A 23,403-nucleotide genomic window follows, 5' to 3' on the forward strand; every position below is an offset into this window, starting at 1 on the left:
GGGCGCCTTTTTTCTTGGTGGTGGCGGTCTGCCGGCCCGGCACCGTCAGCGCAGGCTGGCCCCCGCCAGCTTCACTCCGAAGCCGATGAAGAGGCCGCCGACGGCGCCGGTGGCCCCGGCGGAGAGACGGCGGCGCCGGCGGAAGGCATCGGCCAGATAGCTGCCGCCGAAGATCAGGGCGGAGAGGTAGAGGGCGCTGCAGAACTGGACGATGGCGCCGAGGATGAGGAAGGACAGGGCCGGGTGGGGGTAGTCCGGGGAGACGAACTGGATGAAGAAGGAGACGAAGAAGAGGATGGCCTTGGGGTTCATCAGGCTGATGACGAGGGCGGTGCGGAAGGGCTGGCGGGCGTCGCCTTCGCTCAGGCGGCTGGCGGGCGCCTCGATGCCGCGCCAGCGCTGCACCGCGGCCCGCAGCAGGCCGATGCCGAGCCACACCAGGTAGGCGCCGCCGGCGTACTTGAGCACCATGAACAGGGCCGGCACCGCCACCAGCAGGGAGGCGACGCCGGAGGCGGCCAGGATCATCAGGATCAGGTCGCCGAGGAAGATGCCGCAGGCGCCCCGGTAGCCGGCGGCGATGCCCCAGCGGGAGGCCACCAGGGTGACGTACATGGAATTGGGCCCGGGCAGCAGGACGATGAAGATGGTGCCGAGGATGAAGGTGGCCAGGTCGGTGATGCCGTAGGTCATGGTGGAGCCTTTGCGCTTACTTGTAGTAGCTGGGGTCTTCGAAGAGGGACTTGATGACCACCTTCTTCACTTCCTTGTGGTCGGGCACGGCGTAGAGCACCGGGGTCAGCAGTTCCTCGAAGATGCCCCGCAGGCTGCGGGCGCCGGTCTTGTACTCGAAGGCGATTTCGGCGATCTGCTGGAACACCGCCGGCTCGATCTGCAGTTCCACCCCCTCGCTTTGCAGCAGCAGGCGGAATTGGTTGTAGAGGGAGTTCTTCGGCTCGGTCATGACCCGCACCAGCATGGCCTTGGAGAGGTCCTGGAAGCGGGCCACCACCGGCAGGCGGCCGGTGAATTCGGGGATCAGGCCGAATTCGAAGAGGTCGGTGGGCTTCACCCGGCTGTTGAGGCGGTCCAGGATGTTCTGGTTGTCGTCCTCGCCGGTGCCGATGTAGCCGAAGCTGTGGCTCTTCTCCATGATCTGCTCCAGGCCGACGAAGGCGCCGCCGCAGATGAAGAGGATGCCCGAGGTGTCGATGCTGCGGTTGTCCGGCAGCCGCACCGGATAGCCTTCCATGATCTTCAGCAGGGCGTGCTGCACGCTCTCGCCGGAAGTGGCCTGGATCCGGGCCGCTTCCCCGGGGCGGGCCTTGAGCTTGTCGATCTCGTCGATGAAGACGATGCCGCACCCGGCCCGCTCCGTGTCGCCGCCGGCCTTTTCCAGCAGGCGCAGCAGGATGGCCTCGATCTCCTCGCCGACGTACTTGGTCTGGGCCAGGGAGGTGGCGTCGGTGGTGACGAAGGGCACCTGCAGGAAGCGGGAGAGAGTCTCGCACAGCAGGGTCTTGCCGGTGCCGGTGGGGCCGATGATGAGGACGTTGCTCTTGTCCAGGCGCACCGTCTCGCCGGCGGCGGTGAGCTTGCGGTAGTGGGCGTAGACCGCCACCGCCAGCACGCGCTTGGCCTCTTCCTGGCCGATGACGTACTGGTTGAGGTATTTGACGATGGCGCTGGGGGTGGCGTTCTCGGGCAGCACGGCGGTATCCGGGGCAATGACGTTGCCGTGACTGTAATCCAGCCGGGCGCCGGCGACTACCCGGCGGCGGTTAAAGCTGGGTAAAGAGCCCGGCCAGGGCTTGCGCTTCCGCTTCCAGGTGCCGCTGCTGCAGGTCGAAGCGGGCCACGGTGTGCAGGGGGCCGCCGATGGTGTCGGCGGCGTAGGTCATCAGGTCCAGGTGGCGCACCGGCAGCACCAGGCCCGGTCCCGGGGCGAGGCCCTGCAGCCGCGCCTGCACGGGCGCCAGGGGATAGGTGTCGCCGTAGAGGCCCAGGGTCAGGTGGGGGGTGTAGGGGAAGTCGTCCCGTTCCGGATGGGAGTCGAGCAGGGCCTGGCGCAGTTGCAGCAGGCTGGGGCCGTCGCCGCCCACCGCCAGGTAGGGCGCCGAGGCAAAGGTGGCGCAGGGGCCCAGTTCCAGGCTGAAGGGCGGTGGTGCTGCCCGCTCCAGGGCCGCCACCTGGGCGGCGAGGCAGGCGGGGCTGTAGTCGTCGGCCCGTTGCCGCGCCGGGGCGGGAAAACCGCCCAGGGCCACCGTGATGTGGGGCTGGCGCCGGTAGCCGGGCAGCAGCCAGGGGGCCAGCTGCGCCTTGAGGCTGTCCACGGCGGCCGTCAGCACCGGGGTGTCGGCGGTAATGGCCCACACGGCGTAGCGGTGCCGGCCCTGGTGCCAGTCGCTGAAATCGTCGTGGCGGCAGGCCAGGGTGAAGGCGTCGGTGGCTTGCAGCATGATGGCTAGAAAAATCCGGGCATAAAAAAACGGGACTGTTGCCAGTCCCGTTTTGCGGCCAGATCAGGTGATCAGGCGAAGTTCTGGGCAGCGAAGTCCCAGTTGGCCAGGGAGGCCAGGAAGGTCTCGACGAACTTGGGGCGGGCGTTGCGGTAGTCGATGTAGTAGGCGTGTTCCCACACGTCGATGGTCAGCAGGGGCTTGCCTTCGCCGGTCTTCAGGGGGTTGCCGGCGGCGCCGGTGTTGACGATGTCCACGGAGCCGTCGTCCTTCTTCACCAGCCAGGTCCAGCCGGAACCGAAGTTGCCCACGGCGGAGGCGGTGAAGGCCTTCTTGAACTCGTCGAAGGAACCCCACTTCTTGTTGATGGCGTCAGCCAGGGCGCCGGTGGGAGCGCCGCCGCCAGCGGGCTTCATGGAGCTCCAGAAGAAGGTGTGGTTCCACACCTGGGCGGCGTTGTTGTAGATGCCGCCGGCGGGGGCCTTCTTGAAGATTTCTTCCAGACCCAGGTTCTCGTACTCGGTGCCCTTGATCAGGTTATTCAGGTTGGTCACGTAGGCCTGGTGGTGCTTGCCGTAGTGGTAGTCGAAGGTTTCTTCGGAAATGTGGGGAGCCAGGGCGTTCTTGGCGTAGGGCAGGGCGGGCAGTTGATGTTCCATCTTATTCTCCGTTTAGTAGGCGGGTTGGTTGGGGTAACCGTCAATTCTAGACAGTCGCAGCACCACAGACAACGCAAGTCGGCGGCGGTTCCCCGGGATCGATCAGTTCGCTCCGGGGGCGGTGTCGGATTCGCCCCGCACTTCCACCTGGCGTTCGCCCCGGTGCAGGCGCAGGGTCAGGCGCTGACCCGCTGCCAGTGCCCCGGCATCGTGGACCGCCTGGCCCTGCTGGTCGAAGGCGATGGCATAGCCCCGAGACAGCACGGCCTCCGGATTGAGGTGGGTGAGGCCGGCGGCGAGGCGCTCCAACTGGCCGCGGCGGGTCTGCAGGGTGCGCTGCAGGGCGTTGGCCAGGCGGGTCTGCAGGGCTTCCAGGCGGGCGGCCTGGGCCCCCGGCTGGGGCCGGGCCAGGCGCAGGCGCTGGCGGGTCCGCTCTAGATCGAAGCCGGCCCGTTCCAGGCGGCGGCCCAGGGCGTGTTGCAGGCGCTGGCCCAGGGCGTGGAGATTCTGCTGCTGCAGGGCCAGGCGTTCGGCCGGGTGCTTGAGGCGGCGGGCGGTCCAGTCCAGGCGCTGCTGGGCTTCCTCCAGGCGGCGGTGCATGCGGCGGGAGAATTGGCCGGCGAGGCGTTGCAGGTGGTCGCGCAGCGCATCCCGGTCCGGGCTGGCCAGTTCGGCGGCGGCCGTGGGAGTGGGGGCGCGCAGGTCGGCGGCGAAGTCGGCGATGGTGAAGTCGGTCTCGTGGCCGACGCCGCTGACCACGGGCATGGGGCAGGCGGCGATGGCCCGGGCCACGCCTTCGTCGTTGAAGGCCCACAGGTCCTCGATGCTGCCGCCGCCGCGCACCACCAGCAGCACCTGGCATTCCCGGCGGCTGGCGGCGGTCTCGATGGCGGCGGCGATCTGGCGCGGTGCTTCCTCGCCCTGGACCAGGGTGGGGTACAGCACCACCTTCACATGGGGCGCCCGCCGCGCCAGGGTGGTCAGCACATCGCGCAGGGCGGCGGCCTGGGGGCTGGTGACGATGCCCAGGGTGCGCGGATGGGCGGGCAGGGGACGCTTGCGCTCGGCGGCGAAGAGGCCTTCCGCCTCCAGCTTGGCCTTGAGCCGCAGGAAGCGTTCGTAGAGGTCGCCCTGGCCGGCCCGGCGCATGCCTTCCACATTGAGCTGGAAGTCGCCCCGGGGCTCGTAGAGGGAGACCAGCACCCGGGCCTCCACCTGGAGGCCGTTCTCCAGGCGGAAGCCCAGGGTCTGGGCCTTGTTGCGGAACATGACGCAACGCACCTGGGCCTGGGGATCCTTGAGGGAGAAATAGGCGTGGCCGGAGGCGGCCACGGTCAGGTTGGAGATTTCGCCGCTGACCCAGCACAGGGGAAAGGCGGATTCCAGCCGCTGCCGGGCCAGGCGGTTGAGGCTGCTGACGCTGATCACTTCCCGGCCGCCGTCGGCGGCAAAGGGCTCCTGGCGGGCGGGGGAATAGGCGGGACGGGCAGGGTAGTCGGGCATGGGCGCCATTTTACGTCAGCCGGCCCGCCGCCGAGCCGGGGGGAACGGCGGAAAAATATCCCTTGCCTGTTGTGGATTTATCTTATCTATATGTTTTTAAATGAATTGTTGTGGAGTGCCCCTTTTTGCGGCAGAGCAAGAAAAACCCTTGTCCCAGCCCGACTTAGACAATTTGATGACAGGCTATCCACAAAGTTATCCACAGGTTTTGTGGATAAGCCGGGATAAGCCCGCCCCGGGCCTGCCATGCCGGTGGAAAATTCCTCCGGGATGCCGGCCCCGGGGCGGGCCGGGCAAAGGGACGGTCCGGCCGGGCTGCCGCCGGGCGGGCGGGACTTGCCCGAAGCATGAGGGGCAGGCTAAAGTTGCGGGCTTAAAAAGACCCTTGGGAGGTTCCGTGTTCGCCATCATCCAGGCTGCTGGCTGGCCCATCTGGCCCCTGCTGTTCGCATCCATCATCGCCCTTGCCCTCATCATCGAACGTCTGGTGGCCCTGCGCCGCAGCAAGGTGGCTCCCGAAGGATTGCTGGCCCGGGTCGTCGGCGAAGTGCGCCAGGGAACCGTCAATGAAGCCGCCATCAATGCCCTGGAGCAGGGTTCGCCCCTGGGCCGGGTGCTGGCCGCCGGCCTGCGCAACGTCAAGAGCAGCCGCGAAGTGATGAAGGAATCCATCGAGGAAGCCGGCCGCGGCGTCACCCACGAGCTGGAGCGCTACCTCACCACCCTCGGCACCATCGCCTCCATCAGCCCCCTGATGGGCCTCTTCGGCACCGTCGTCGGCATGATCGAGATCTTCGGCTCCCAGGCGCCCACCGGTGCCAACCCCATGCAGCTGGCCCACGGCATTTCCATCGCCCTCTACAACACCGGCTTCGGCCTGGTGATCGCCATTCCCGCCATGATCTTCTGGCGCCACTTCCGCGCCCTGGTGGACAGCTTCGTCATCGAGATGGAGCAGCAGGCGGTGAAGCTGGTGGAAGTGGTCCACGGCGAACGTAACTGAGCGGGCGCCCGATCATGCAATTCCGTCAAGGCCGCCACCGGGAGGAGCCAGAGATCAACCTGATTCCGTTGATCGACGTGCTCCTGGTGATCATCATCTTCCTCATGCTCACCACCACCTACGCCAAGTTCTCCGGCCTGGAAATCAATCTGCCCACCGCCGATTCCTCCCAGAATCCGGAGCAGCCCCAGGAAGTCAGCGTGGCCGTCACCGCCAGCGGCCAGGTGCTGGTCAACAAGTCGCCCCTGAGTACGCCCGACGTGCCGGTCATCGCCGAGGCCCTGCGCCGGGCCGCCGGTAGCCAGAAGGACCCGGTCATCGTCATCAATGCGGACGCCAAGGCCACCCATCAGAGCGTGGTGGACGTGATGCAGGCGGCCCAGAGCGCCGGCTATCCCCGCATCTCCTTCGCCACCCAGGCGCCCCAGAAATAAGGCATGGCCCTAGGCCCGCGACTGCAGAAGTTCTGGTTTCGCGGCGCCTTGCCGCGCCGGGGTGATGGCGCCCCGGCCTGGTTCGACACCCTGCTGTTCAACCTGCTGACCCCCATCTCCTGGCTGTTCCGGGGCCTGACGACCCTGCGCCGCCTGGCGTTCCGCCACGGCTGGCTGGGGTCGGCGCGCCTGCCGGTGCCCGTGGTGGTGGTGGGCAACATCATCGTCGGCGGTGCCGGCAAAACTCCCCTGACCCTCTATCTGGCCCGGCAGCTGCGGGCTGCCGGCCTGCGTCCGGGCATCGTCAGCCGCGGCTACGGTAGCGCCCAGGAAGGCGTGGCGGCCGTCAGCCCCGAGGCGACGCCCGCACAGGTGGGCGACGAGCCCCTGCTGCTGGCCCGGGAAAGCGGCTGTCCGGTATGGATCGGCCGGGACCGGGCGGCGGCGGCCCGGGCCCTGTTGGCGGCATCCCCCGATTGCAACCTGATCCTCTGCGACGACGGCCTGCAGCACTACCGTCTGGCCCGGGACGTGGAAATCGCCGTGTGCGACGTGCGCGGCCTGGGCAACGGCCGCCTGCTGCCGGTGGGCCCCCTGCGGGAGCCGCGGCAGCGCCTGGCCCAGGTGGATGCGGTGGTGGGCAACGGCATGGCCGCCGAACTGCTCTTCTCCGCCAAGGCGGCGACGCCGCCCCTGTTCCGCATGGACCTGCGGCCCGCATCGTTCCATGGCCTGCAGGACCCGTCCCGGCAATGCAGCGCCGCCGACCTGGCCGGCAAGCGGCTCTACGCCGTGGCCGGCATCGGCCATCCCCAGCGCTTTTTTCGCACCCTTGCCGAACTGGGTCTGACGGTGGAGGCCCGGGCCTTTCCCGATCACCACGCCTACACCGCCGCCGACCTGGCCTTCGCCCGGGACGGCGTGCTCCTTACCACCGCCAAGGATGGGGTAAAATGCGCGGCCATCTACGGGGGCGAAGCCTGGGTGTTGCCGGTGGACGCCCAGCTGACCCCCGACCTATCCGCTTTTGTTCTGGAGAAAATCAATGGACGCACGGTTGCTGGACATCCTGGTCTGCCCGGTGTGCAAGAGTAGTCTGAAGTACCGCAAGGAGCAGAAGGAACTGGTCTGCAAACCCTGCAAGCTGGCCTTCCCGGTGCGGGACGACATTCCCATCATGCTCGAGGAAGAAGCCCGCACCCTGGGCCAGGACGAAAACTGAGCCCTGCCCGGAATCCCGCCATGCAACGCTTCAAGGTCGTCATTCCCGCCCGCTACGCTTCCTCCCGCCTGCCGGCCAAGCCCCTGCTGGACCTGGGCGGCAAGCCCATGGTGGTGCGGGTGGCAGAACGGGCGGCCCTTTCCGGCGCCGAGGAAATCTGGGTGGCGACCGACCACCGGGAGGTGGAGGCAGCCTGCCGGGCCCACGGCCTCAATGTGCTGCTGACCCGGGACGACCATCCCACCGGCACCGACCGGCTGGCCGAAGTGGTGGCCCTGCGGGGCTGGAGCGACGACACCCTGGTGGTCAATGTGCAGGGCGACGAGCCCCTCATCGAGCCGGAACTGATTTCCGCCACGGCGAACCGCCTGGCCGAGAGCGGGGCCGACATCGCCACCGTGGGCCACGGCCTGTCCGAGGCCGCCGAGTTCTTCAATCCCAATATCGTCAAGCTGGTGTGCAAGGCCGACGGCGATGCCCTGTATTTCTCCCGGGCGCCCATCCCCTACGCCCGGGACCATTTCGCCCGGGAAGGCGGCGGTGAAACCCTGCCGGCGGACTTCCCCGCCTACCGCCACATCGGCCTCTACGCCTACCGGGCCGCCTTCCTCAAGGCCTACTCCGGCCTGGCCGTCTCGCCCCTGGAGCAGTTCGAATGCCTGGAGCAGCTGCGGGCCCTGTGGCACGGCTACCGCATCAGCGTGGCCATTTCCGACAGCCTGCCGGCCCCCGGCGTGGATACCCCGGAAGATGCGGTGCGCATGCGCAAATGGTTTGACCGAGAAGGAATTTCCGAGTAATTTTCGCTCCTTAAAAAGAGGGGTGAACACAACCCCAGCGGCTTCCCCAAGGCCGCCGCCAGAACAGCGCCAGACCTGTACAAAAACATAAATTCAATCAACGCACTTCTGACTGACATCACGTCATCGCACACATTCCGAGGACTCCATGCGACTGATTCTCCTCGGCGCTCCCGGCGCCGGTAAGGGCACCCAGGCCCAATTCATCCGCGAAAAATTCGGCATCCCCCAGATTTCCACCGGCGACATGCTGCGTGCCGCCGTCAAGGCCGGCACCCCCCTGGGCATCGAAGCCAAGAAGGTGATGGACGCCGGCGGCCTGGTTTCCGACGACATCATCATCGGTCTGGTGAAGGACCGCCTGCAGCAGGACGACTGCAAGGCCGGCTACCTGTTCGACGGTTTCCCTCGCACCATTCCCCAGGCCGAAGCCATGAAGGCTGCCGGCGTGGCCATCGACTTCGTGCTGGAAATCGACGTGCCCGACAGCGACATCATCTCCCGCATGAGCGGCCGTCGCGTGCATGTGGCCTCCGGCCGCACCTACCACGTCACCTTCAACCCGCCCAAGGTGGCCGGCAAGGACGACGAGACCGGTGAAGACCTGATCCAGCGCGACGACGACAAGGAAGAAACCGTCAAGAAGCGCCTGGACGTGTATCACTCCCAGACCAAGCCCCTGGTGGATTACTACGGCAAGTGGGCCGCCACCGGCGACGCCAACGCCCCCAAGTACCGCAAGATCGCCGGCGTCGGTTCCGTGGAAGACATCAAGAACGCGGCTTTCGCAGCGCTGAAGTAAGGGGAGGCGGATCACCATGGCGGTGAAAAACGCCTTCTACGCCCAGTCCGGCGGGCCCACCGCCGTGATCAACGCCTCCGCCTGCGCCGTCATCGAGACGGCGCGGGCCCATCCGGACAAAATCGGCAAGGTCTTCGCCGGGCGCAACGGCATCGTCGGCGCCCTCACCGAAGACCTGATCGACACCAGCCTGGAGTCCCCCGCGGACATCGCCCGGCTGCGCACCACCCCGGGAGCCGCCTTCGGCTCCTGCCGCTACAAGCTCAAGTCCATCGAAGAGCATCGGGCCCAGTACGAGCGCCTGATCGAAGTCTGTCGTGCCCATGACATCGGCTACTTCTTCTACAACGGCGGCAATGATTCCATGGATACCGCCTGGAAGGTTTCCCAGCTGTCCGAGAAGATGGGCCACCCGCTGATCTGCGTCGGCGTACCGAAGACGGTGGACAACGACCTCCCTCTCACCGACTGCTGCCCGGGCTTCGGCTCCGTGGCCAAGTACGTCGCCACCTCCATCCGCGAAGCGGGGCTGGACGTGGCCTCCATGGCCCGCACTTCCACCAAGATTTTCGTCCTCGAAGTCATGGGCCGCCATGCCGGCTGGATCACCGCCGCCTGCGGCCTGGCTTCCGGTGCCGGGGTCGAGACCGGCCAGCCGCCCCACATCCTGCTGTTCCCCGAAGTGCCCTTCGACGAGGCCGCCTTCCTGGCCCGGGTGCAGCAGTGCGTGGACCGCTACGACTACTGCACCATCGCCGTCTCCGAAGGCCTGAAGACGGCCGACGGCAAGTTCGTTTCCGAGCAGGGCGGCAAGGATGCCTTCGGCCATTCCCAACTGGGTGGCGCCGGCCAGTGGATCGCCCAGCTGATCAAGGACAAGCTGGGCCACAAGTACCACTGGGCCCTGGCCGACTACCTGCAGCGGGCCGCCCGCCACATCGCCTCCAAGACCGATGCCGACCAGGCCTATGCCCTGGGCAAGGCGGCGGTGGAGCTGGCCGTGGCCGGCCGCAATGCGGTGATGCCCACCGTGGTACGCCTCGCCGATGCGCCCTACCGCTGGGAAGTGGGCGTGGCCGAACTGAAGGACGTGGCCAATGTGGAGCGCAAGATGCCGGCGGATTTCATCAGCGCCGACGGCTTCCACATCACCGACAAGTGCCGTGCCTACCTGGCGCCCCTGATCGAAGGGGAGGACTATCCGCCCTACCGGCACGGCCTGCCCGATTACGTCAGTCTGAAGAATATTGCCGTGCCCCGGCAGCTGGGAGAGTTCAAGGTGTAAGACCCAGCATCGCCCCGGCGCGGCAGGAAAGGTTTGTTTCTCTGTAGCAAACCGGACCGTAAGGACGGACCATCGCCCGAACGGCCTGAGCTTTACCACTATCTAGGAGGGAGTTCATGTCATCAGGTCTGTTGTTAGCGCTAGTGTGTGCGGTGCTGGCGGTGCTTTACGGCGCCATCTCCAGCAAGTGGATCCTCGGCCTGCCCGCCGGTAACGAGCGGATGCAGGAAATCGCCAAGGCCATCCAGCAGGGGGCATCCGCCTATCTCAACCGGCAATACACCACCATCGGCATCGTCGGTGCGGTGCTGTTCGTCGTCATCGGCATTTTCCTCGCCTGGAGCACCGCCATCGGCTTCCTCATCGGTGCTGTGCTCTCCGGCGCCACCGGCTTCATCGGCATGAACGTCTCGGTGCGGGCCAACGTGCGCACCGCCGAGGCAGCCCGGGGCGGCATCGCCCCGGCCCTGGACGTGGCCTTCAAGGGCGGCGCCATCACCGGCATGCTGGTGGTGGGCCTGGCGCTCCTGGGGGTGGCCGGCTACTACGCCATCCTCAAGGCCGGCGCCGCGCCTGGCACCGACATCTACCACATCGTTGAACCCCTGGTGGGCCTGGCCTTCGGCGGCTCCCTCATTTCCATCTTCGCCCGTCTCGGTGGCGGCATCTTCACCAAGGGCGCCGACGTGGGCGCCGACCTGGTGGGCAAGGTGGAAGCCGGGATTCCCGAAGATGACCCGCGCAACCCCGCCGTGATCGCCGACAACGTGGGCGACAACGTGGGCGACTGCGCCGGCATGGCGGCCGACCTGTTCGAGACCTACGCCGTGACCGTGGTGGCCACCATGGTGCTGAGCGCCCTCATGCTCAAGGGCGTGCCGGCGGCCAACGACAACCTGGTGGTGTATCCCCTGGCCCTGGGCGGTGTCTCCATCATCGCTTCCATCATCGGCTGCTTCTTCGTCAAGACCACGGAAGGCGGCAAGATCATGGCCGCCCTCTACCGCGGCCTGGCGGTGGCCGGCGTGCTGGCCCTGATCGCCTTCTATCCCATCACCACCTGGATGCTGCCGGAGGGCGTGCCCCTGGCGGACGGCAAGGTCATCGGCGTCAATGCCATCTTCGGCGCCTCCGTCGTCGGCCTGGTGCTGACCGCCGTGCTGGTGTGGATCACCGAGTACTACACGGGCACCGACTATGCGCCGGTGAAGCACGTGGCCTCGGCCTCCCAGACTGGCCATGCAACCAACATCATTGCCGGCCTGGGCGTCTCCATGAAGTCCACCGCCTGGCCGGTGCTGGCCGTGTGTCTGGCCATCCTGGTGGCCCACCATCTGGCCGGGCTCTACGGCATCGCCATTGCCGCCACCTCCATGCTCTCCATGACCGGCATCGTCGTCGCCCTGGACGCCTACGGCCCCATCACGGACAACGCCGGCGGCATCGCCGAAATGGCCGAGCTGCCCGACTCCGTGCGCGGCGTCACCGATCCCCTGGATGCGGTGGGCAACACCACCAAGGCCGTGACCAAGGGCTACGCCATCGGTTCCGCCGGCCTGGCCGCCCTGGTGCTGTTCGCCGACTACACCCACGCCCTGGAGTCGGCCGGCCAGTCCCTCAAGTTCGACCTCTCCGACCCCCTGGTGATCGTCGGCCTCTTCATCGGGGGCCTGATCCCCTACCTCTTCGCCGCCATGGCCATGGAGGCCGTGGGCCGGGCTGCCGGCTCGGTGGTGGAGGAAGTGCGGCGCCAGTTCCGCGAGGTCAAGGGCATCATGGAAGGCACGGCCAAGCCCGATTACTCCCGGGCGGTGGACATGCTGACCAAGTCCGCCATCAAGGAAATGATCCTGCCTTCCATCCTGCCGGTGCTGGTGCCGGTGCTGGTGGGGCTGTTCCTCGGGCCCAAGGCCCTGGGCGGGGTGCTCATGGGCACCATCGTCACCGGTCTCTTCGTCGCCATCTCCATGACCACCGGCGGCGGCGCCTGGGACAATGCCAAGAAGTACATCGAGGACGGCCACTTCGGCGGCAAGGGTTCCGACGCCCACAAGGCGGCGGTGACCGGCGACACCGTGGGCGACCCCTACAAGGACACCGCCGGCCCGGCGGTGAATCCCCTGATCAAGATCATCAACATCGTGGCCCTGCTGATCGTGCCCCTGGTGGTGAAACTGATGGCCTGAGGCTTTCCTCCGGCAAGCAAAAGGCGGCTGCGGCCGCCTTTTTTCATGGCCGTACCGGCGGCGGGCTAGCGGCCGCCGGCCACGTCCAGGATGGCGCCGGTGGTGTAGGAGGCTTCCTCCGATAGCAGCCAGAGAATGGCCTTGGCCACTTCCTCCGGTGTGCCGCCCCGCTGCATGGGAATGCCCGTTCGCAGCCGTTCCACCCGGCCCGGCTCGCCGCCGCTGGCATGGATGTCGGTGTCGATGAGGCCGGGAGCCACCGCATTGACGCGGATGCCTTCCGCCGCCACCTCCCGGGCCAGGCCCAGGGTGAGGGTGTCGATGGCAGCCTTGGAGGCGGCGTAGTCCACGTATTCCCCGGCCGCGCCCAGGTGGGCGGCGCGGGAGGAAAGATTGACGATGGCGCCGCCGTGGCCGCCATGGCGGGTGGACAGGCGGCGCACCGCTTCCCGGCAGCAGAGGAAGGTGCCGATGACGTTGGTGGCGAAGATGCGCTGCAGGCGCTCCCCGTCCATGTCCTCGACCCGGGTCTGGTGCTCCAGGATGCCGGCGTTGTTGACCAGGGCCGAGAGGGGGCCGAAACGCTGTTCCGCCGCGGCGAAGAGGGCCCGGATTTCCTCTTCACGGCTGATGTCGGCCTGGAAAGCCAATATCGGCGAGCCTTCCCGGCCACTATCCCGGCCGCTCTCCCGGGCCACTTCCGCCACCAGCTGTTGCGCCGCCGCGGCATCCTGGCGGTAGCTGAAGCACACCGCGTAGCCGGCCCGGGCGGCCAGGCGCACGGTGGCGGCGCCGATGCCGCGGGAGCCGCCGGTGATGAGGAGGGTCTTGTGCATGGGCGTGATCCTTGTGTCGTGGGGCGGCCGTCGCCCCGCCGGCCCAGCTTAGCGGGCCGGACCGGCGGCGTCCATGGGCGTTTCCCCGGGGGGCGGGTCTGTGGCAGCATGCTTCCTCCGCCACGCCCGACTGCCGCCATGAGCCCTGTCTTTCATACCGCCCGCGCCGACATTCCCGCCTACCGCACCAAGGACGGCTCGGAAATCCGCGAGCTGATGCATCCCGACGTCCACGGCAACCGCCTGCAGAGCCTGGCCGAGGCCACGGTGCCGCCGGGAACGCGCACCCTGCTGCACCGGCACCGCCTGAGCGAGGAGCTGTACCACGTCACCGCCGGCCACGGCGTCATGACCCTGGGGGAGCGGCGTTTCCTCATCGCCGTCGGCGATACCGTGCATATCGCCCCGGGCACCGCCCATGCCCTGGAGAACAGCGGCGACCAGCCCCTGGTGGTGCTGTGTGCCTGCAGCCCGGCCTACCGCCACGACGATACGGAACTGCTGGAAGCGGAAGCGGGGAGCGGCGTCTGACCATGGCCTTCGATTTCGATACCCCGGTGGAGCGCCGGGGCAGCGACAGCTTCAAGTGGGGCCGCTACGCCGGCCGGGACGTGCTGCCCCTGTGGGTGGCCGACATGGATTTCGCGGCACCGCCGGCGGTGCTGGAAGCCCTGCGGCAGCGGGTGGATCACGGCGTCTTCGGTTACGGCGGGGCCACGCCCGAGGTGACCGGGAGCGTGTTGCAGGCCCTGGACCGGGATTACGGCTGGCAGGTGCAGGCCGAGTGGCTGGTGTGGCTGCCCGGCCTGGTCACCGGTCTCAACGTGGCCTGCCGGGGTCTGGCGGAGCCGGGGGAGACGGTGCTCTCGGCAGTGCCCGTCTATCCGCCCTTCCTCTCCGCTCCGGCCCTGTCGGAGCGGCGCCTGGCCACGGTGCCGCTGCACTGCCAGGAGGGGCGCTGGTGCTGGGACTTCGCTGCCCTGGAAGCGGCGCTGCAGGCCGATCCCCGGCCATCCCTGCTGCTCCTCTGCCATCCCCACAATCCGGTGGGCCGGGCCTGGAGCCGGAGCGAACTGGAGACGGTGGCAGAGCTGTGCGGGCGTTACGACGTGCTGGTCTGCTCCGACGAAATCCACGCCGACCTGCAACTGGAACCCTGCGCCCGCCACCTGCCTTTCGCCTGCCTCGACGCCGAAGCCGCCCGGCGCAGCGTCACCCTCATGGCGCCCTCCAAGACCTACAACATCCCGGGGCTGTCCTGCGCCTTCGCGGTGATTTCCGACAGCACCATCCGTCGCCGCTTCACCCGGGCCATGGCGGGCATCGTGCCCCACGTCAATGTGCTGGGACTGGCCGCCTGCGGTGCCGCCTATGCCCACGGCGAGCCGTGGCGCGAGGCCCTGCTGGCCTATCTGCGGCAGAACCGGGAGCGGGTGGTGCAGGCGGTGGCCGGCTGGCCGGGGCTGGAGATGGTGGCGCCGGAAGCCACCTATCTGGCCTGGATCGACGCGCGGCAGAGCGGCCTGGAGGAGCCGGCCCGGGCCTTCGAGGCCGCCGGCGTGGGGCTGTCGGACGGCCGGGAGTTTGGCGCCCCCGGTTTTGTCCGTCTCAATTTCGGCTGCCCCGGGACCACCCTGGAGGCAGCCCTGGAGCGCATGGGGCGGCTGCTCAGGCCTTGAGGGCAGGGTTGAGGCTGTAGGTGCCGGTCAGCTGGGCCTGGGCCAGGATGTGGCCCTCCATGGCCTGGCGCAGGTCGGCGCCGCTGAAGCGGCCCGTCACCGGCAGCTGTTCCACGTCCAGGGCGTAGATGGTGAATACGTAGCGGTGCCGCAGGGCATCGTTCCAGGGCGGGCAGGGGCCGTCGTAGCCGTAGTAGTCGCCGCTCATGTCGCCGTCGCCTGCGAACCAGCCGGTGTAGTCGTTGATGCCGTGGCGGCTGCCTTCCAGGCTGGCGGGGCCGGGCTTGCCCCGGGGTGTCACTTCGCTGCAGAACTCGCCGGCCCGGATTTCCCGGCGCATGGCGGAGATGTCCGTCAGCACCCAATGGAAGAAATCCACCCGGGGCAGGTCGGCCGGCACGCTGCGGCCTTCCTGGTTCACGTCGTCGCCTGAGGACGGCACGTCGGGGTCGTGGCAAATGAGGGCGAAGGAGCGGGTACCGATGGGCACGTCGCTCCAGCGGAGGTGGGGGTTGTGGTTACCCCCGAGGCAAACGTGGTGCTGGGCGTGGGGGATACAGAAGGCGAATTCCCCGGGAATCGGCTGGCCGTCGCTGAAGCTCTTGCTTTCCAGTTTCACGTTGCACTCCTCCTTGAAAAGTGCCGGTCGTCGGACTATTCCGCGGCCCGGCGTTTGAAGTCCCTCATTCTAAAGCCAAGTGCATAAAGGGTGGCGAAGTAGGCGAAGATGCCGCCGGCCACCAGGGCTCCCAGATGCAACAGGCGTTGCAGGGTGGAATAGAGCAGCCAGTCTGCCTCCCGGCCCATGCCCAGCCACAGGGCGGCGCCGAGCACCGCCAGGGCCGCCAGCAGCTTCAGCAGGAACGGCAGCCAGCCCGCCTGGGGCCGGTAGATGTCGTGCCGGCGCAGGCCCTGATAAAGCAGGAAGGCGTTGAGGCAGGCGGCCAGACCGATGGAAAGGGCCAGGCCGGCATGACCCAGGTCGAGGAGGACGACGAAGAGCAGGTTCATGGCCTGGGTGGCGCAGAGGGAGGCCAGGGCGATCTTCACCGGGGTGCGGATGTTCTGCCGGGCGTAGAAGCCGGGCGCCAGGACCTTGACCAGGATCAGGCCGGTGAGGCCCACGGCGTAGGCCGCCAGGGCGTCCCGGGTGTGGAACACGTCGGCGCCGGTGAAGGCGCCGTGGTGGAAGAGGGTGGCGATCAGGGGCACGCCCAGGATGGCCAGGGCCAGGGCCGCCGGCAGGGTCAGCAGCAGGCACAGACGCAGGCCCCAGTCGAGCAGGCGGGCATAGTCCTCACCCTTGCCGTCGGCGTGGTACTTGGCCAGGGAGGGCAGGAGGATGGTGCCCAGGGCGGCGCCCAGCAGGCCGGAGGGGAATTCCATGAGCCGGTCGGCGTAGTAGAGCCAGGAGACGGAGCCGCTCTGCAGGAAGGAGGCGAACACGGTGTTGATGAGCAGGCTCACCTGGCTGACCGAGACGCCCAGCACCGCCGGGGCCATCAGGCGCAGGATGCGGCGCACCCCCTCGTCCTTCCAGTCGAAGCGGAAGCGGGGCAGCATGCCGATGCGGCGCAGGGCCGGCAGTTGCAGCCCCAGTTGCAGCACGCCGCCGACAAAGACGGCCCAGCCCAGCACCAGGGCCGGCTGGTCGAACCAGGGCGTGGCGAAGAGGGCCAGGGCGATGAAGCTGACATTGAGCAGCACCGGCGTGAAGGCCGGCAGGGCAAAGCGGCTCCAGGTGTTGAGGATGCCCCCCGACAGGGCCACCAGGGACATGAACAATATGTAGGGGAAGGTGATGCGGGTCAGGGTTACCGTCAGTTCGAACTTTTCCGCCTCGGCGGCAAAGCCGGGGGCGGAGATGTAGACCAGGATGGGGGCGCCGGCAACGCCGAGGGCGGTAACCAGGGTCAGGATCAGGAAGAGCAGGGTGGCGACCCGGTCTACCAGGTGGCGGGCCTCTTCCTCGCCGCGCCGATTCTTGTATTCCCCCAGGATGGGGACGAAGGCCTGGGAGAAGGCCCCCTCGGCAAAGAGGCGGCGCAGCAGGTTGGGCAGCTTGAAGGCGACGAAGAAGGCGTCGGTGGCCAGGCCGGCGCCGAAGGCCCGGGCGATGACGAAGTCCCGGACGAAGCCGAGCAGGCGGGAGAGCAGGGTCATGCCGCTGACGGTGACCAGGGCGCGAAGCAGATTCATAGACGGGAAGCGTGGGGCCGGGGTACCGGCGGCGTGGCGAAGGCGCTATATTAGCCCGTCCCCGGGCCGCGGGCGGGGCGAAAAGGTCAATTGCATGTAGTGCTTGCCTTTTTCCTGGCGAACCGGTAAACTCGCGCCCTTTCGATTAACCCCCGTTTTCAGGAAGAATTCATGGCCAACAGCGCTCAAGCCCGCAAACGCGCGCGCCAGTCCGAGAAGCAACGCGCTCACAATGCCAGCCTGCGCTCCACGCTGCGTACGGCTATCAAGCGCGTCCAGAAGGCCGTTCTGGCCGGCGACAAGGCTGCCGCACAAACCGTATTCCAGCAATCCGTCGCCGTTCTGGACCGTATTGCCGACAAGAAAATCATCCACAAGAACAAGGCCTCCCGTCACAAGAGCCGCCTGTCTGCTGCGATCAAGGCCCTGGCTGCCTGATCTCCCGGTCTCCGGATGAAAAAAACGGCACCTGCGGGTGCCGTTTTTGTTTTCTGGCTCCCGGGGAGCCGGTATTCGTGGTCTTGCTGGTGTCGGGTGTGGTGTAAGCGTGCTTCGGCGGCGGGATGCCGTCCGATATCGGCGCGTCAGTTGTGGGGGCGTTCCGCGCCTTCGACGACCTGCAGTTCGTTGTCGTTGGCAAAGTTGAGCATGAACTTGTAGGCCATGGGTTCGAGGCGGCCCAGTTGGGCGTCCACGAACACGGCTTTTTCGCCCTGGAAGGTACAGGGGCCGACGAAGGGGGAGTATTTCATCTTCTTTTCGGCGCCAAAGGCAGACATGACGCCGCACAGGCGTTCAGCCCAGTCGCTGGGGCGAAATTTTCGCCCCTCCCGGGTCAGGCCGACAATGATGAAGTTGGGGGCTGCGTCTGTTGTCATGTCTCCACGTATTCTTATCGACTCGCCGGTGCCTTGTGGGTGCCGGTCGGGGTGGTGTGGATGTCGGGATGATGTCCGACTGCATCGGCGGGGAGGCTCCTCCGTGCGCCGCGAAGCATTCTAGCAGAAATGCCGCATTCGTCGTCGCTGGCGGCGGGCGGATTTTCCCGGGAATGGGTATCGGCAGGTTTTGCTTTCGAGAATGTTCAATGAAATTATGGTGGTGCGTTGCATAGTTAAATGTCTGTGCATATACTGCATCCCATCCCATTGAATTAAAGGGGGTCGTCGTGACGCCCGTCTTTTTCACCAAGTTCAGTTTCCGCATCCGCACCCGTACCGGTGCGGTGGTGGATCATCTGACCATTCAGGGACGCGATGAGGGTGAAGCCCAGCGCAAGCTGCGCCAGATGTACCGGGACTGCGAGGTGCTGGAGGCCCGCCGTCTGGCGGTGACCGGCCGGGCCGGGGCCAGCTTCGAGGAGGTGGTGGATTTGCTGTCCGGTTGAGCGGACGGTATTCCGGTAACGAGGGGCGCTGCGGCGCCCTTTTGCATTTCAGAGGAAGTCGCTGCCCCGCAGTTCGTCATGCAGGGCCAGGTAGTCCTGGGCGCCGTTGCTGGCAAAGGAGTGGGTGAACACGTCCTGGTTGAGGGAGGGGCTTTCGGCGACCGCCACGTTCTCGGAGATGGCGGTGCGGCAGACCTCGTCGCCGAAGGCGGCGCAGAGGCGCTGACGGATGTCCTCGCTCATGCGCCGGCGCCTGTCGAAACGGGTGAGTACGTAGCGCCGCGCCACGCGCCGCTTCAGCACCGGCTCCAGGATGTCCAGGGTGCGGGCCATGTGGAAGGCGGCCTGGAGCGAGAGAAAGTCGGTGGAGACGGGAATCAGCACCCGTTCCACGGCAAAGATGGCGTTGAGGGCCAGGACGCCCACGTAGGGGCAGCAGTCGATCAGGGTGACCCGTTCGCCCTTGCTCTCTTCCAGGTGGTTGAGTCCCAGGCGCAGCTTGTTGAGGATGGTGGGGCCCTTGCCGTAGATGGAGTCCACCTTGATCAGCTGCTGGTGCGAGGGGATCAGGGTGCCGATCTCCGGCCAGGGCAGTTCCAGGTCGCCCAGGGGGCGGTTGTCCTGGTAGAAGGAATAGAGGGTGTGCTCCACCTGGTTGGGGGCGCCGCCGTGGATGCTGGAGAGGTGTCCCTGGGGGTCCAGGTCCAGGAGCAGGGGCGGGCGGTTGTGGCGGATGCTGGCGGCGGCAAGGTTGAGGGTGGTGGTCGTCTTGCCGACGCCGCCTTTCTGGTTGAAGATCGCCAGCCGGGGCATGTTGGAGTCCTGTTCGGTCTAGGTTTTACGGCACTCTCGGGCCGGGTGTCGCCTATACAAGGCGGCGTTTTTCGCTTAGTATTCAACCTTTAGCAACCCCGTATTTCTGGGCTTTTCACTACAGCACAGCACCGGGTACGGGGGCGCCACGGCGGCGGCACTGGCCGCCGTTTGTCATTCTCGCGCCCCTCGCCCGTCACTTCAAGGCAAGGTCATGCCCCACCTGATGAATACCTACGCCCGCCTGCCGGTGGCTTTCAGCCATGGCGAGGGGAACCGGATCTACGATACCGACGGCAAGTGTTATCTGGACGCCCTGTCCGGCATCGCCGTCAATACCCTGGGTCACAACCATCCCAAGCTGGTCAATGCCATCGCCAGCCAGGCGGCTCGGGTGCTGCACACCTCCAATCTATACCGGATTCCCCTGCAGGAGGAGCTTGCCGATCGTCTGGCCGGGCTTTCCCGCATGGAAGAGGTCTTTTTCTGCAACTCCGGTTGCGAGGCCAACGAGGCCGCCATCAAGCTGGCCCGCTTCTTCGGCCATCAGAAGGGCGTCGATGCGCCGGTTATCATCGTCATGGAAAAAGCCTTTCACGGCCGCACCCTGGCGACCCTGTCGGCCACCGGCAACCGCAAGGCCCAGGCCGGCTTCGAGCCCCTGGTCTCCGGTTTCGTGCGGGTGCCATACAACGATCTGGACGCCATCCGCGCCGCCGCCGAGCTGAATCCCAATGTGGTGGCCGTGCTGCTGGAAATGGTGCAGGGCGAAGGCGGCATCCATGTGGCTGACCCCGAATTCCAGCGTGGCCTGCGCAGTCTGTGCGACGAGAAGGACTGGCTCCTGATGTGCGACGAAGTGCAGTGCGGCATGGGCCGTACCGGCACCTGGTTCGGCTTCCAGCACGCCGGCATCCTGCCCGACGTGGCCACCCTGGCCAAAGGCCTGGGCTCCGGTGTGCCCATCGGCGCCTGCATGACCGCCGGCAAGGCTGCCGGTCTGTTCAAGCCGGGCAACCACGGCTCCACCTTCGGCGGCAATCCGCTGGCCTGTGCCGCGGCCCTGACCACCATCGCCTGCATCGAGGAAGAAAAGCTGCGGGAAAACGCCGTGGCCCAGGGTGAGGCCATCCGTCGCGGGCTCAGCGAAGCCCTGGCCGGTGTCAGCGGCCTGGTGGAGATTCGCGGCAAGGGCCTGATGCTGGGCATCGAGCTGGACCGCCCCTGCGGCGAACTGGTGGCCAAGGGCCTGGAGGCCGGCCTGCTGATCAACGTCACCGCCGAGAAGGTGGTGCGCCTGTTGCCTGCATTGACTTTCAGCGCGGCGGATACCCAGGAGCTGGTGCAGCGCCTGGCCGCCCTGATCAAGGAGTTCCTGACGGCCTGAGGCAGTCGGGGAGGGGAGACCACTATGTCGTCAATCAAGCATTTTCTGCAGTTCAAGGATTTCACCCGGGAAGAGTTCGACTACCTGTTCGCGCGCACCCGCTGGATCAAGGACCAGTTCAAGAACTACAAGCAGTACTGGCCCCTGACCGACCGCACCCTGGTGATGATTTTCGAGAAGGCCAGCACCCGTACCCGCCTCTCCTTCGAGGCCGGCATGCAGCAGCTGGGCGGTTCCGCCATCTACCTCAACACCCGCGATTCCCAGCTGGGCCGCGGCGAGCCGGTGGAAGATGCGGCCCAGGTCATCTCCCGCATGAGCGACATCGTCATGATCCGCACCTTCGAGCAGGAGATCATCGAGCGCTTCGCTGCCAACTCCCGGGTGCCGGTGATCAACGGCCTGACCAACGAATACCACCCGTGCCAGATCATGGCCGACATCTTCACCTACATCGAGCACCGGGGCCCCATCCAGGGCAAGACCGTGGCCTGGATCGGTGATTCCAACAACGTCTGCAACACCTGGCTGCAGGCGGCCGAAGTGCTGGATTTCAACGTCCACGTCTCCACGCCCCCGGGCTACGAGGTGGAAGCGGAGCGGGCGGGCCTCTACGGCACCGCCAATTTCGAGCAATTTAGCGATCCCATGGAAGCGGCCAAGGGGGCCGACATCGTCACCACCGACGTGTGGACCTCCATGGGCTTCGAAGCTGAAAACGAGGAACGCCTGAAGGACTTCGCCGACTGGCAGGTCGATGGCGACATGATGCGTATCGCCAAGTCCGACGCCATTTTCCTCCATTGCCTGCCGGCCCACCGTGGCGAGGAAGTGACCGCCGAAGTGATCGACGGTCCCCAGTCCGCAGTCTGGGATGAGGCGGAGAACCGGCTGCACACCCAGAAGGCCCTGATGGAGTATCTGCTCCTGGGCCGCGTCAATTCTTAATCTTTGCAGGGAAGCATCATGAGCGACATCAAGAAAGTGGTTCTCGCCTACTCCGGCGGCCTCGACACCTCCGTCATCCTCAAGTGGCTGCAGGATACCTACCAGTGCGAAGTGGTGACCTTCACCGCCGACCTGGGCCAGGGCGAGGAACTGGAACCGGCCCGCACCAAGGCCCTGAAGTTCGGCATCAAGCCCGAGAACATCTTCATCGACGACCTGCGCGAAGAGTTCGTGCGTGACTTCGTCTTCCCCATGTTCCGCGCCAACACCGTCTATGAAGGCGAGTACCTGCTGGGCACCTCCATCGCCCGCCCCCTGATCGCCAAGCGCCTGATCGAGATCACCAACCTGACCGGTGCCGATGCCATCTCCCACGGCGCCACCGGCAAGGGCAACGACCAGGTGCGCTTCGAGCTGGGCGCCTACGCCCTCAAGCCCGGCGTCAAGGTCATCGCCCCCTGGCGCGAATGGGATCTGCTGTCCCGCGAGAAGCTGCTGGCCTATGCCGAGCAGCACGGCATCCCCGTCGAGATGAAGCACAAGCAGGGCGGTTCTCCCTACTCCATGGACGCCAACCTGCTGCACATCTCCTACGAAGGCCGTCACCTGGAGAACCCCGCCGCCGAGGCCGAGGAAGACATGTGGCGCTGGACCGTCTCCCCGGAGAACGCTCCCGATGCCGCCGAATACCTGGATCTGGAATTCGTCCAGGGCGACCTGGTGGCCATCAACGGCCAGAAGATGAAGGCCCACGAACTGCTGGCCAAGCTCAACGAGCTGGGTGGCAAGCACGGCATCGGCCGCCTGGACCTGGTGGAAAACCGCTACGTCGGCATGAAGTCCCGCGGCTGCTATGAAACCCCGGGGGGCACCATCCTGCTGCGCGCCCACCGCGCCATCGAATCCATCACCCTGGACCGGGAAGTCGCCCACCTCAAGGACGACCTCATGCCCCGCTACGCCAGCCTGGTGTACAACGGCTACTGGTGGGCGCCCGAGCGCAAGGCCCTGCAGACCCTGATCGACCACACCCAGCAGACCGTGAACGGTACCGTTCGCCTCAAGCTGTACAAGGGCAACGTCATCGTCGTGGGCCGCGATTCCAAGACCGACTCCCTGTTCGACCCGACCATCGCCACCTTCGAGGACGATGCTGGCGCCTACGACCAGAAGGATGCGGGCGGCTTCATCAAGCTCAACGCCCTGCGCATGCGCATCGCCGCCAACCTCAAGGCACGCAAGGGTTAAGCGGAGGGTTTGGTGGAAAGCACCCTCTTCGGCTTTACGGAAGCCCAGATCTCCGAATTCGGCGTCACTTTCGGGATCGGGGCTTTCATCCTCTACATGCTGTTCATCATCGGCGAGCTGGCCTACAAGTCCAAGGCCGGCAAGGTCGGTACCTTCGTCCTGTTTTTCGTGCTGTCTCTGGGGATGCTCGGCTTCATCTCCAAGACCTTCATCCAGAAATTGTGGGGAATCTGATGTCTCAATTCGATAATGTTTCCGTGGTCAAGGCTGCCAACGTCTACTTCGACGGCAAGTGCGTCAGCCACACCGTGATTTTCGCCGACGGCTCCAAGAAGACCGTGGGCGTGATCCTGCCCGCCAGCCTGACCTTCAACACCGGCGCTCCCGAAGTCATGGAAACCGTGGCCGGTGCCTGCCGCTATCGCCTCAAGGGCGAGACAGAATGGAAGACTTCCGGTGCCGGTGAGTCCTTCAACGTGCCGGGCAATTCCAGCTTCGACATCGAAGTGACCGGCGAGCCCTACCACTACGTCTGCTACTTCGGTTAAGCGAG

At 66.5% G+C, this 23,403-nt stretch carries 27 protein-coding genes; 17 read left to right on the forward strand and 10 right to left on the reverse strand.

Features of this window, described 5'->3' with window-relative positions:
- Positions 1-45: 45 nt before the first annotated feature.
- From leuE to xseA, 5 genes are all read right to left on the reverse strand, one after another.
- Positions 46-693 carry a leucine efflux protein LeuE gene (leuE, locus tag ACLSSQ_RS05900; RefSeq protein ID WP_130458891.1) on the reverse strand — a complete coding sequence of 216 codons (648 nt, stop codon included), beginning with the start codon at positions 691-693 and terminating at the stop codon, positions 46-48.
- Between the two features lie 16 nt (positions 694-709).
- Positions 710-1,711 carry an ATP-dependent Clp protease ATP-binding subunit ClpX gene (clpX, locus tag ACLSSQ_RS05905; RefSeq protein WP_416244053.1) on the reverse strand — a complete coding sequence of 334 codons (1,002 nt, stop codon included), beginning with the start codon at positions 1,709-1,711 and terminating at the stop codon, positions 710-712.
- A 70-nt stretch (positions 1,712-1,781) separates the two neighbouring features.
- Complete coding sequence (locus ACLSSQ_RS05910; protein WP_416244054.1) at positions 1,782-2,459, reverse strand: 2'-5' RNA ligase family protein; 678 nt, start codon at positions 2,457-2,459, stop codon at positions 1,782-1,784.
- Positions 2,460-2,530: 71 nt separating this feature from the next.
- Positions 2,531-3,118, reverse strand: coding sequence for a superoxide dismutase (locus ACLSSQ_RS05915; protein ID WP_014238281.1), 588 nt, complete (start codon positions 3,116-3,118; stop codon positions 2,531-2,533).
- A gap of 102 nt (positions 3,119-3,220) precedes the next feature.
- A complete protein-coding gene (xseA, locus tag ACLSSQ_RS05920; protein ID WP_416244055.1) occupies positions 3,221-4,621 on the reverse strand; it encodes an exodeoxyribonuclease VII large subunit in 1,401 nt (466 codons plus the stop codon).
- 397 nt (positions 4,622-5,018) lie between these two features.
- Here xseA and ACLSSQ_RS05925 point away from each other — a divergent pair, with 397 nt between their 5' ends.
- The 8 genes from ACLSSQ_RS05925 to ACLSSQ_RS05960 all read left to right on the forward strand — a co-directional run bounded on the left by ACLSSQ_RS05925 (position 5,019) and on the right by ACLSSQ_RS05960 (position 12,353).
- Positions 5,019-5,624 (forward strand): MotA/TolQ/ExbB proton channel family protein, encoded by a 606-nt coding sequence (locus tag ACLSSQ_RS05925; protein ID WP_014238279.1) that lies wholly within the window; start codon positions 5,019-5,021, stop codon positions 5,622-5,624.
- 14 nt (positions 5,625-5,638) lie between these two features.
- Positions 5,639-6,058, forward strand: a complete 420-nt coding sequence (locus ACLSSQ_RS05930) for an ExbD/TolR family protein (RefSeq protein ID WP_014238278.1) — start codon at positions 5,639-5,641, stop codon at positions 6,056-6,058.
- A 3-nt stretch (positions 6,059-6,061) separates the two neighbouring features.
- Entirely contained in the window at positions 6,062-7,153 is a 1,092-nt protein-coding gene (lpxK, locus tag ACLSSQ_RS05935; protein WP_416244056.1) for a tetraacyldisaccharide 4'-kinase, read from the forward strand.
- The gene (locus tag ACLSSQ_RS05940) at positions 7,104-7,280 is read left to right on the forward strand and encodes a Trm112 family protein (RefSeq protein ID WP_416244057.1); all 177 of its coding nucleotides are present in this window, start codon (positions 7,104-7,106) and stop codon (positions 7,278-7,280) included. Before lpxK ends, ACLSSQ_RS05940 begins: the two co-directional genes overlap by 50 nt.
- Positions 7,281-7,300: 20 nt before the next feature.
- Entirely contained in the window at positions 7,301-8,080 is a 780-nt protein-coding gene (gene kdsB / locus ACLSSQ_RS05945; protein WP_205229973.1) for a 3-deoxy-manno-octulosonate cytidylyltransferase, read from the forward strand.
- A gap of 148 nt (positions 8,081-8,228) precedes the next feature.
- A complete protein-coding gene (gene adk, locus ACLSSQ_RS05950; protein ID WP_014238274.1) occupies positions 8,229-8,882 on the forward strand; it encodes an adenylate kinase in 654 nt (217 codons plus the stop codon).
- A gap of 16 nt (positions 8,883-8,898) precedes the next feature.
- Positions 8,899-10,167, forward strand: coding sequence for a 6-phosphofructokinase (locus tag ACLSSQ_RS05955; RefSeq protein WP_205229972.1), 1,269 nt, complete (start codon positions 8,899-8,901; stop codon positions 10,165-10,167).
- A 116-nt stretch (positions 10,168-10,283) separates the two neighbouring features.
- On the forward strand, positions 10,284-12,353 hold the full coding sequence (locus tag ACLSSQ_RS05960; protein ID WP_152088840.1) for a sodium-translocating pyrophosphatase: 2,070 nt from the start codon (positions 10,284-10,286) through the stop codon (positions 12,351-12,353).
- A 65-nt stretch (positions 12,354-12,418) separates the two neighbouring features.
- Here the strand turns inward: ACLSSQ_RS05960 and ACLSSQ_RS05965 are convergent, their stop codons facing one another.
- A complete protein-coding gene (locus ACLSSQ_RS05965; protein ID WP_205229971.1) occupies positions 12,419-13,189 on the reverse strand; it encodes an SDR family oxidoreductase in 771 nt (256 codons plus the stop codon).
- A 138-nt stretch (positions 13,190-13,327) separates the two neighbouring features.
- Here ACLSSQ_RS05965 and ACLSSQ_RS05970 point away from each other — a divergent pair, with 138 nt between their 5' ends.
- Together ACLSSQ_RS05970 and ACLSSQ_RS05975 are read left to right on the forward strand one after the other, a co-directional pair.
- Entirely contained in the window at positions 13,328-13,720 is a 393-nt protein-coding gene (locus ACLSSQ_RS05970) for a cupin domain-containing protein (protein WP_152088842.1), read from the forward strand.
- Positions 13,721-13,722: 2 nt separating this feature from the next.
- A complete protein-coding gene (locus tag ACLSSQ_RS05975) occupies positions 13,723-14,868 on the forward strand; it encodes a MalY/PatB family protein (RefSeq protein WP_416244058.1) in 1,146 nt (381 codons plus the stop codon).
- Here the strand turns inward: ACLSSQ_RS05975 and ACLSSQ_RS05980 are convergent.
- Positions 14,858-15,487, reverse strand: a complete 630-nt coding sequence (locus ACLSSQ_RS05980) for a YbhB/YbcL family Raf kinase inhibitor-like protein (RefSeq protein WP_152088844.1) — start codon at positions 15,485-15,487, stop codon at positions 14,858-14,860. The two genes, ACLSSQ_RS05975 and ACLSSQ_RS05980, sit on opposite strands and share 11 nt — an antisense overlap.
- Positions 15,488-15,522: 35 nt before the next feature.
- Complete coding sequence (gene murJ, locus ACLSSQ_RS05985; protein WP_152088845.1) at positions 15,523-17,067, reverse strand: murein biosynthesis integral membrane protein MurJ; 1,545 nt, start codon at positions 17,065-17,067, stop codon at positions 15,523-15,525.
- 171 nt (positions 17,068-17,238) lie between these two features.
- Between murJ and rpsT the strand changes: the two genes are divergently transcribed.
- Entirely contained in the window at positions 17,239-17,505 is a 267-nt protein-coding gene (gene rpsT, locus ACLSSQ_RS05990) for a 30S ribosomal protein S20 (RefSeq protein WP_014238266.1), read from the forward strand.
- Positions 17,506-17,651: 146 nt separating this feature from the next.
- Here rpsT and ACLSSQ_RS05995 read toward each other — a convergent pair whose 3' ends face one another.
- Complete coding sequence (locus tag ACLSSQ_RS05995) at positions 17,652-17,945, reverse strand: DUF3579 domain-containing protein (RefSeq protein WP_014238265.1); 294 nt, start codon at positions 17,943-17,945, stop codon at positions 17,652-17,654.
- Between the two features lie 290 nt (positions 17,946-18,235).
- Here ACLSSQ_RS05995 and ACLSSQ_RS06000 point away from each other — a divergent pair, with 290 nt between their 5' ends.
- Positions 18,236-18,454, forward strand: coding sequence for a hypothetical protein (locus tag ACLSSQ_RS06000; RefSeq protein ID WP_014238264.1), 219 nt, complete (start codon positions 18,236-18,238; stop codon positions 18,452-18,454).
- Positions 18,455-18,502: 48 nt separating this feature from the next.
- Here the strand turns inward: ACLSSQ_RS06000 and ACLSSQ_RS06005 are convergent, their stop codons facing one another.
- Complete coding sequence (locus ACLSSQ_RS06005) at positions 18,503-19,267, reverse strand: ParA family protein (RefSeq protein WP_416244059.1); 765 nt, start codon at positions 19,265-19,267, stop codon at positions 18,503-18,505.
- 214 nt (positions 19,268-19,481) lie between these two features.
- Between ACLSSQ_RS06005 and ACLSSQ_RS06010 the strand changes: the two genes are divergently transcribed.
- The 5 genes from ACLSSQ_RS06010 to ACLSSQ_RS06030 are packed head-to-tail and all read left to right on the forward strand — an operon-like array spanning position 19,482 to position 23,398.
- Entirely contained in the window at positions 19,482-20,654 is a 1,173-nt protein-coding gene (locus ACLSSQ_RS06010) for an aspartate aminotransferase family protein (RefSeq protein WP_205229966.1), read from the forward strand.
- A gap of 24 nt (positions 20,655-20,678) precedes the next feature.
- Positions 20,679-21,602 carry an ornithine carbamoyltransferase gene (gene argF, locus ACLSSQ_RS06015; protein WP_014238261.1) on the forward strand — a complete coding sequence of 308 codons (924 nt, stop codon included), beginning with the start codon at positions 20,679-20,681 and terminating at the stop codon, positions 21,600-21,602.
- Positions 21,603-21,620: 18 nt separating this feature from the next.
- The gene (locus ACLSSQ_RS06020) at positions 21,621-22,850 is read left to right on the forward strand and encodes an argininosuccinate synthase (RefSeq protein ID WP_130458878.1); all 1,230 of its coding nucleotides are present in this window, start codon (positions 21,621-21,623) and stop codon (positions 22,848-22,850) included.
- Positions 22,851-22,862: 12 nt separating this feature from the next.
- Positions 22,863-23,084 carry a DUF2788 domain-containing protein gene (locus tag ACLSSQ_RS06025; RefSeq protein ID WP_014238259.1) on the forward strand — a complete coding sequence of 74 codons (222 nt, stop codon included), beginning with the start codon at positions 22,863-22,865 and terminating at the stop codon, positions 23,082-23,084.
- Positions 23,084-23,398 (forward strand): pyrimidine/purine nucleoside phosphorylase, encoded by a 315-nt coding sequence (locus ACLSSQ_RS06030; RefSeq protein WP_014238258.1) that lies wholly within the window; start codon positions 23,084-23,086, stop codon positions 23,396-23,398. The genes ACLSSQ_RS06025 and ACLSSQ_RS06030 overlap by 1 nt, the downstream gene beginning before the upstream one ends.
- Positions 23,399-23,403 lie beyond the last annotated feature (5 nt).

The sequence above is a fragment of the Azospira sp. APE16 genome (assembly GCF_047901315.1).
GTDB lineage: Bacteria > Pseudomonadota > Gammaproteobacteria > Burkholderiales > Rhodocyclaceae > Azospira > Azospira oryzae.

Excerpts from the sequence above, each read along its gene's own strand:
- leuE (WP_130458891.1), bottom strand. The coding sequence starts at position 693 with ATGACCTACGGCATCACCGACCTGGCCACCTTCATCCTCGGCACCATC.
- ACLSSQ_RS05910 (WP_416244054.1), bottom strand. The coding sequence starts at position 2,459 with ATGCTGCAAGCCACCGACGCCTTCACCCTGGCCTGCCGCCACGACGAT.
- ACLSSQ_RS05915 (WP_014238281.1), bottom strand. The coding sequence starts at position 3,118 with ATGGAACATCAACTGCCCGCCCTGCCCTACGCCAAGAACGCCCTGGCT.
- xseA (WP_416244055.1), bottom strand. The coding sequence starts at position 4,621 with ATGCCCGACTACCCTGCCCGTCCCGCCTATTCCCCCGCCCGCCAGGAG.
- ACLSSQ_RS05930 (WP_014238278.1), top strand. The coding sequence starts at position 5,639 with ATGCAATTCCGTCAAGGCCGCCACCGGGAGGAGCCAGAGATCAACCTG.
- lpxK (WP_416244056.1), top strand. The coding sequence starts at position 6,062 with ATGGCCCTAGGCCCGCGACTGCAGAAGTTCTGGTTTCGCGGCGCCTTG.
- ACLSSQ_RS05940 (WP_416244057.1), top strand. The coding sequence starts at position 7,104 with ATGGACGCACGGTTGCTGGACATCCTGGTCTGCCCGGTGTGCAAGAGT.
- kdsB (WP_205229973.1), top strand. The coding sequence starts at position 7,301 with ATGCAACGCTTCAAGGTCGTCATTCCCGCCCGCTACGCTTCCTCCCGC.
- adk (WP_014238274.1), top strand. The coding sequence starts at position 8,229 with ATGCGACTGATTCTCCTCGGCGCTCCCGGCGCCGGTAAGGGCACCCAG.
- ACLSSQ_RS05955 (WP_205229972.1), top strand. The coding sequence starts at position 8,899 with ATGGCGGTGAAAAACGCCTTCTACGCCCAGTCCGGCGGGCCCACCGCC.
- ACLSSQ_RS05960 (WP_152088840.1), top strand. The coding sequence starts at position 10,284 with ATGTCATCAGGTCTGTTGTTAGCGCTAGTGTGTGCGGTGCTGGCGGTG.
- ACLSSQ_RS05965 (WP_205229971.1), bottom strand. The coding sequence starts at position 13,189 with ATGCACAAGACCCTCCTCATCACCGGCGGCTCCCGCGGCATCGGCGCC.
- ACLSSQ_RS05970 (WP_152088842.1), top strand. The coding sequence starts at position 13,328 with ATGAGCCCTGTCTTTCATACCGCCCGCGCCGACATTCCCGCCTACCGC.
- ACLSSQ_RS05975 (WP_416244058.1), top strand. The coding sequence starts at position 13,723 with ATGGCCTTCGATTTCGATACCCCGGTGGAGCGCCGGGGCAGCGACAGC.
- murJ (WP_152088845.1), bottom strand. The coding sequence starts at position 17,067 with ATGAATCTGCTTCGCGCCCTGGTCACCGTCAGCGGCATGACCCTGCTC.
- rpsT (WP_014238266.1), top strand. The coding sequence starts at position 17,239 with ATGGCCAACAGCGCTCAAGCCCGCAAACGCGCGCGCCAGTCCGAGAAG.
- ACLSSQ_RS05995 (WP_014238265.1), bottom strand. The coding sequence starts at position 17,945 with ATGACAACAGACGCAGCCCCCAACTTCATCATTGTCGGCCTGACCCGG.
- ACLSSQ_RS06005 (WP_416244059.1), bottom strand. The coding sequence starts at position 19,267 with ATGCCCCGGCTGGCGATCTTCAACCAGAAAGGCGGCGTCGGCAAGACG.
- ACLSSQ_RS06010 (WP_205229966.1), top strand. The coding sequence starts at position 19,482 with ATGCCCCACCTGATGAATACCTACGCCCGCCTGCCGGTGGCTTTCAGC.
- argF (WP_014238261.1), top strand. The coding sequence starts at position 20,679 with ATGTCGTCAATCAAGCATTTTCTGCAGTTCAAGGATTTCACCCGGGAA.
- ACLSSQ_RS06020 (WP_130458878.1), top strand. The coding sequence starts at position 21,621 with ATGAGCGACATCAAGAAAGTGGTTCTCGCCTACTCCGGCGGCCTCGAC.
- ACLSSQ_RS06030 (WP_014238258.1), top strand. The coding sequence starts at position 23,084 with ATGTCTCAATTCGATAATGTTTCCGTGGTCAAGGCTGCCAACGTCTAC.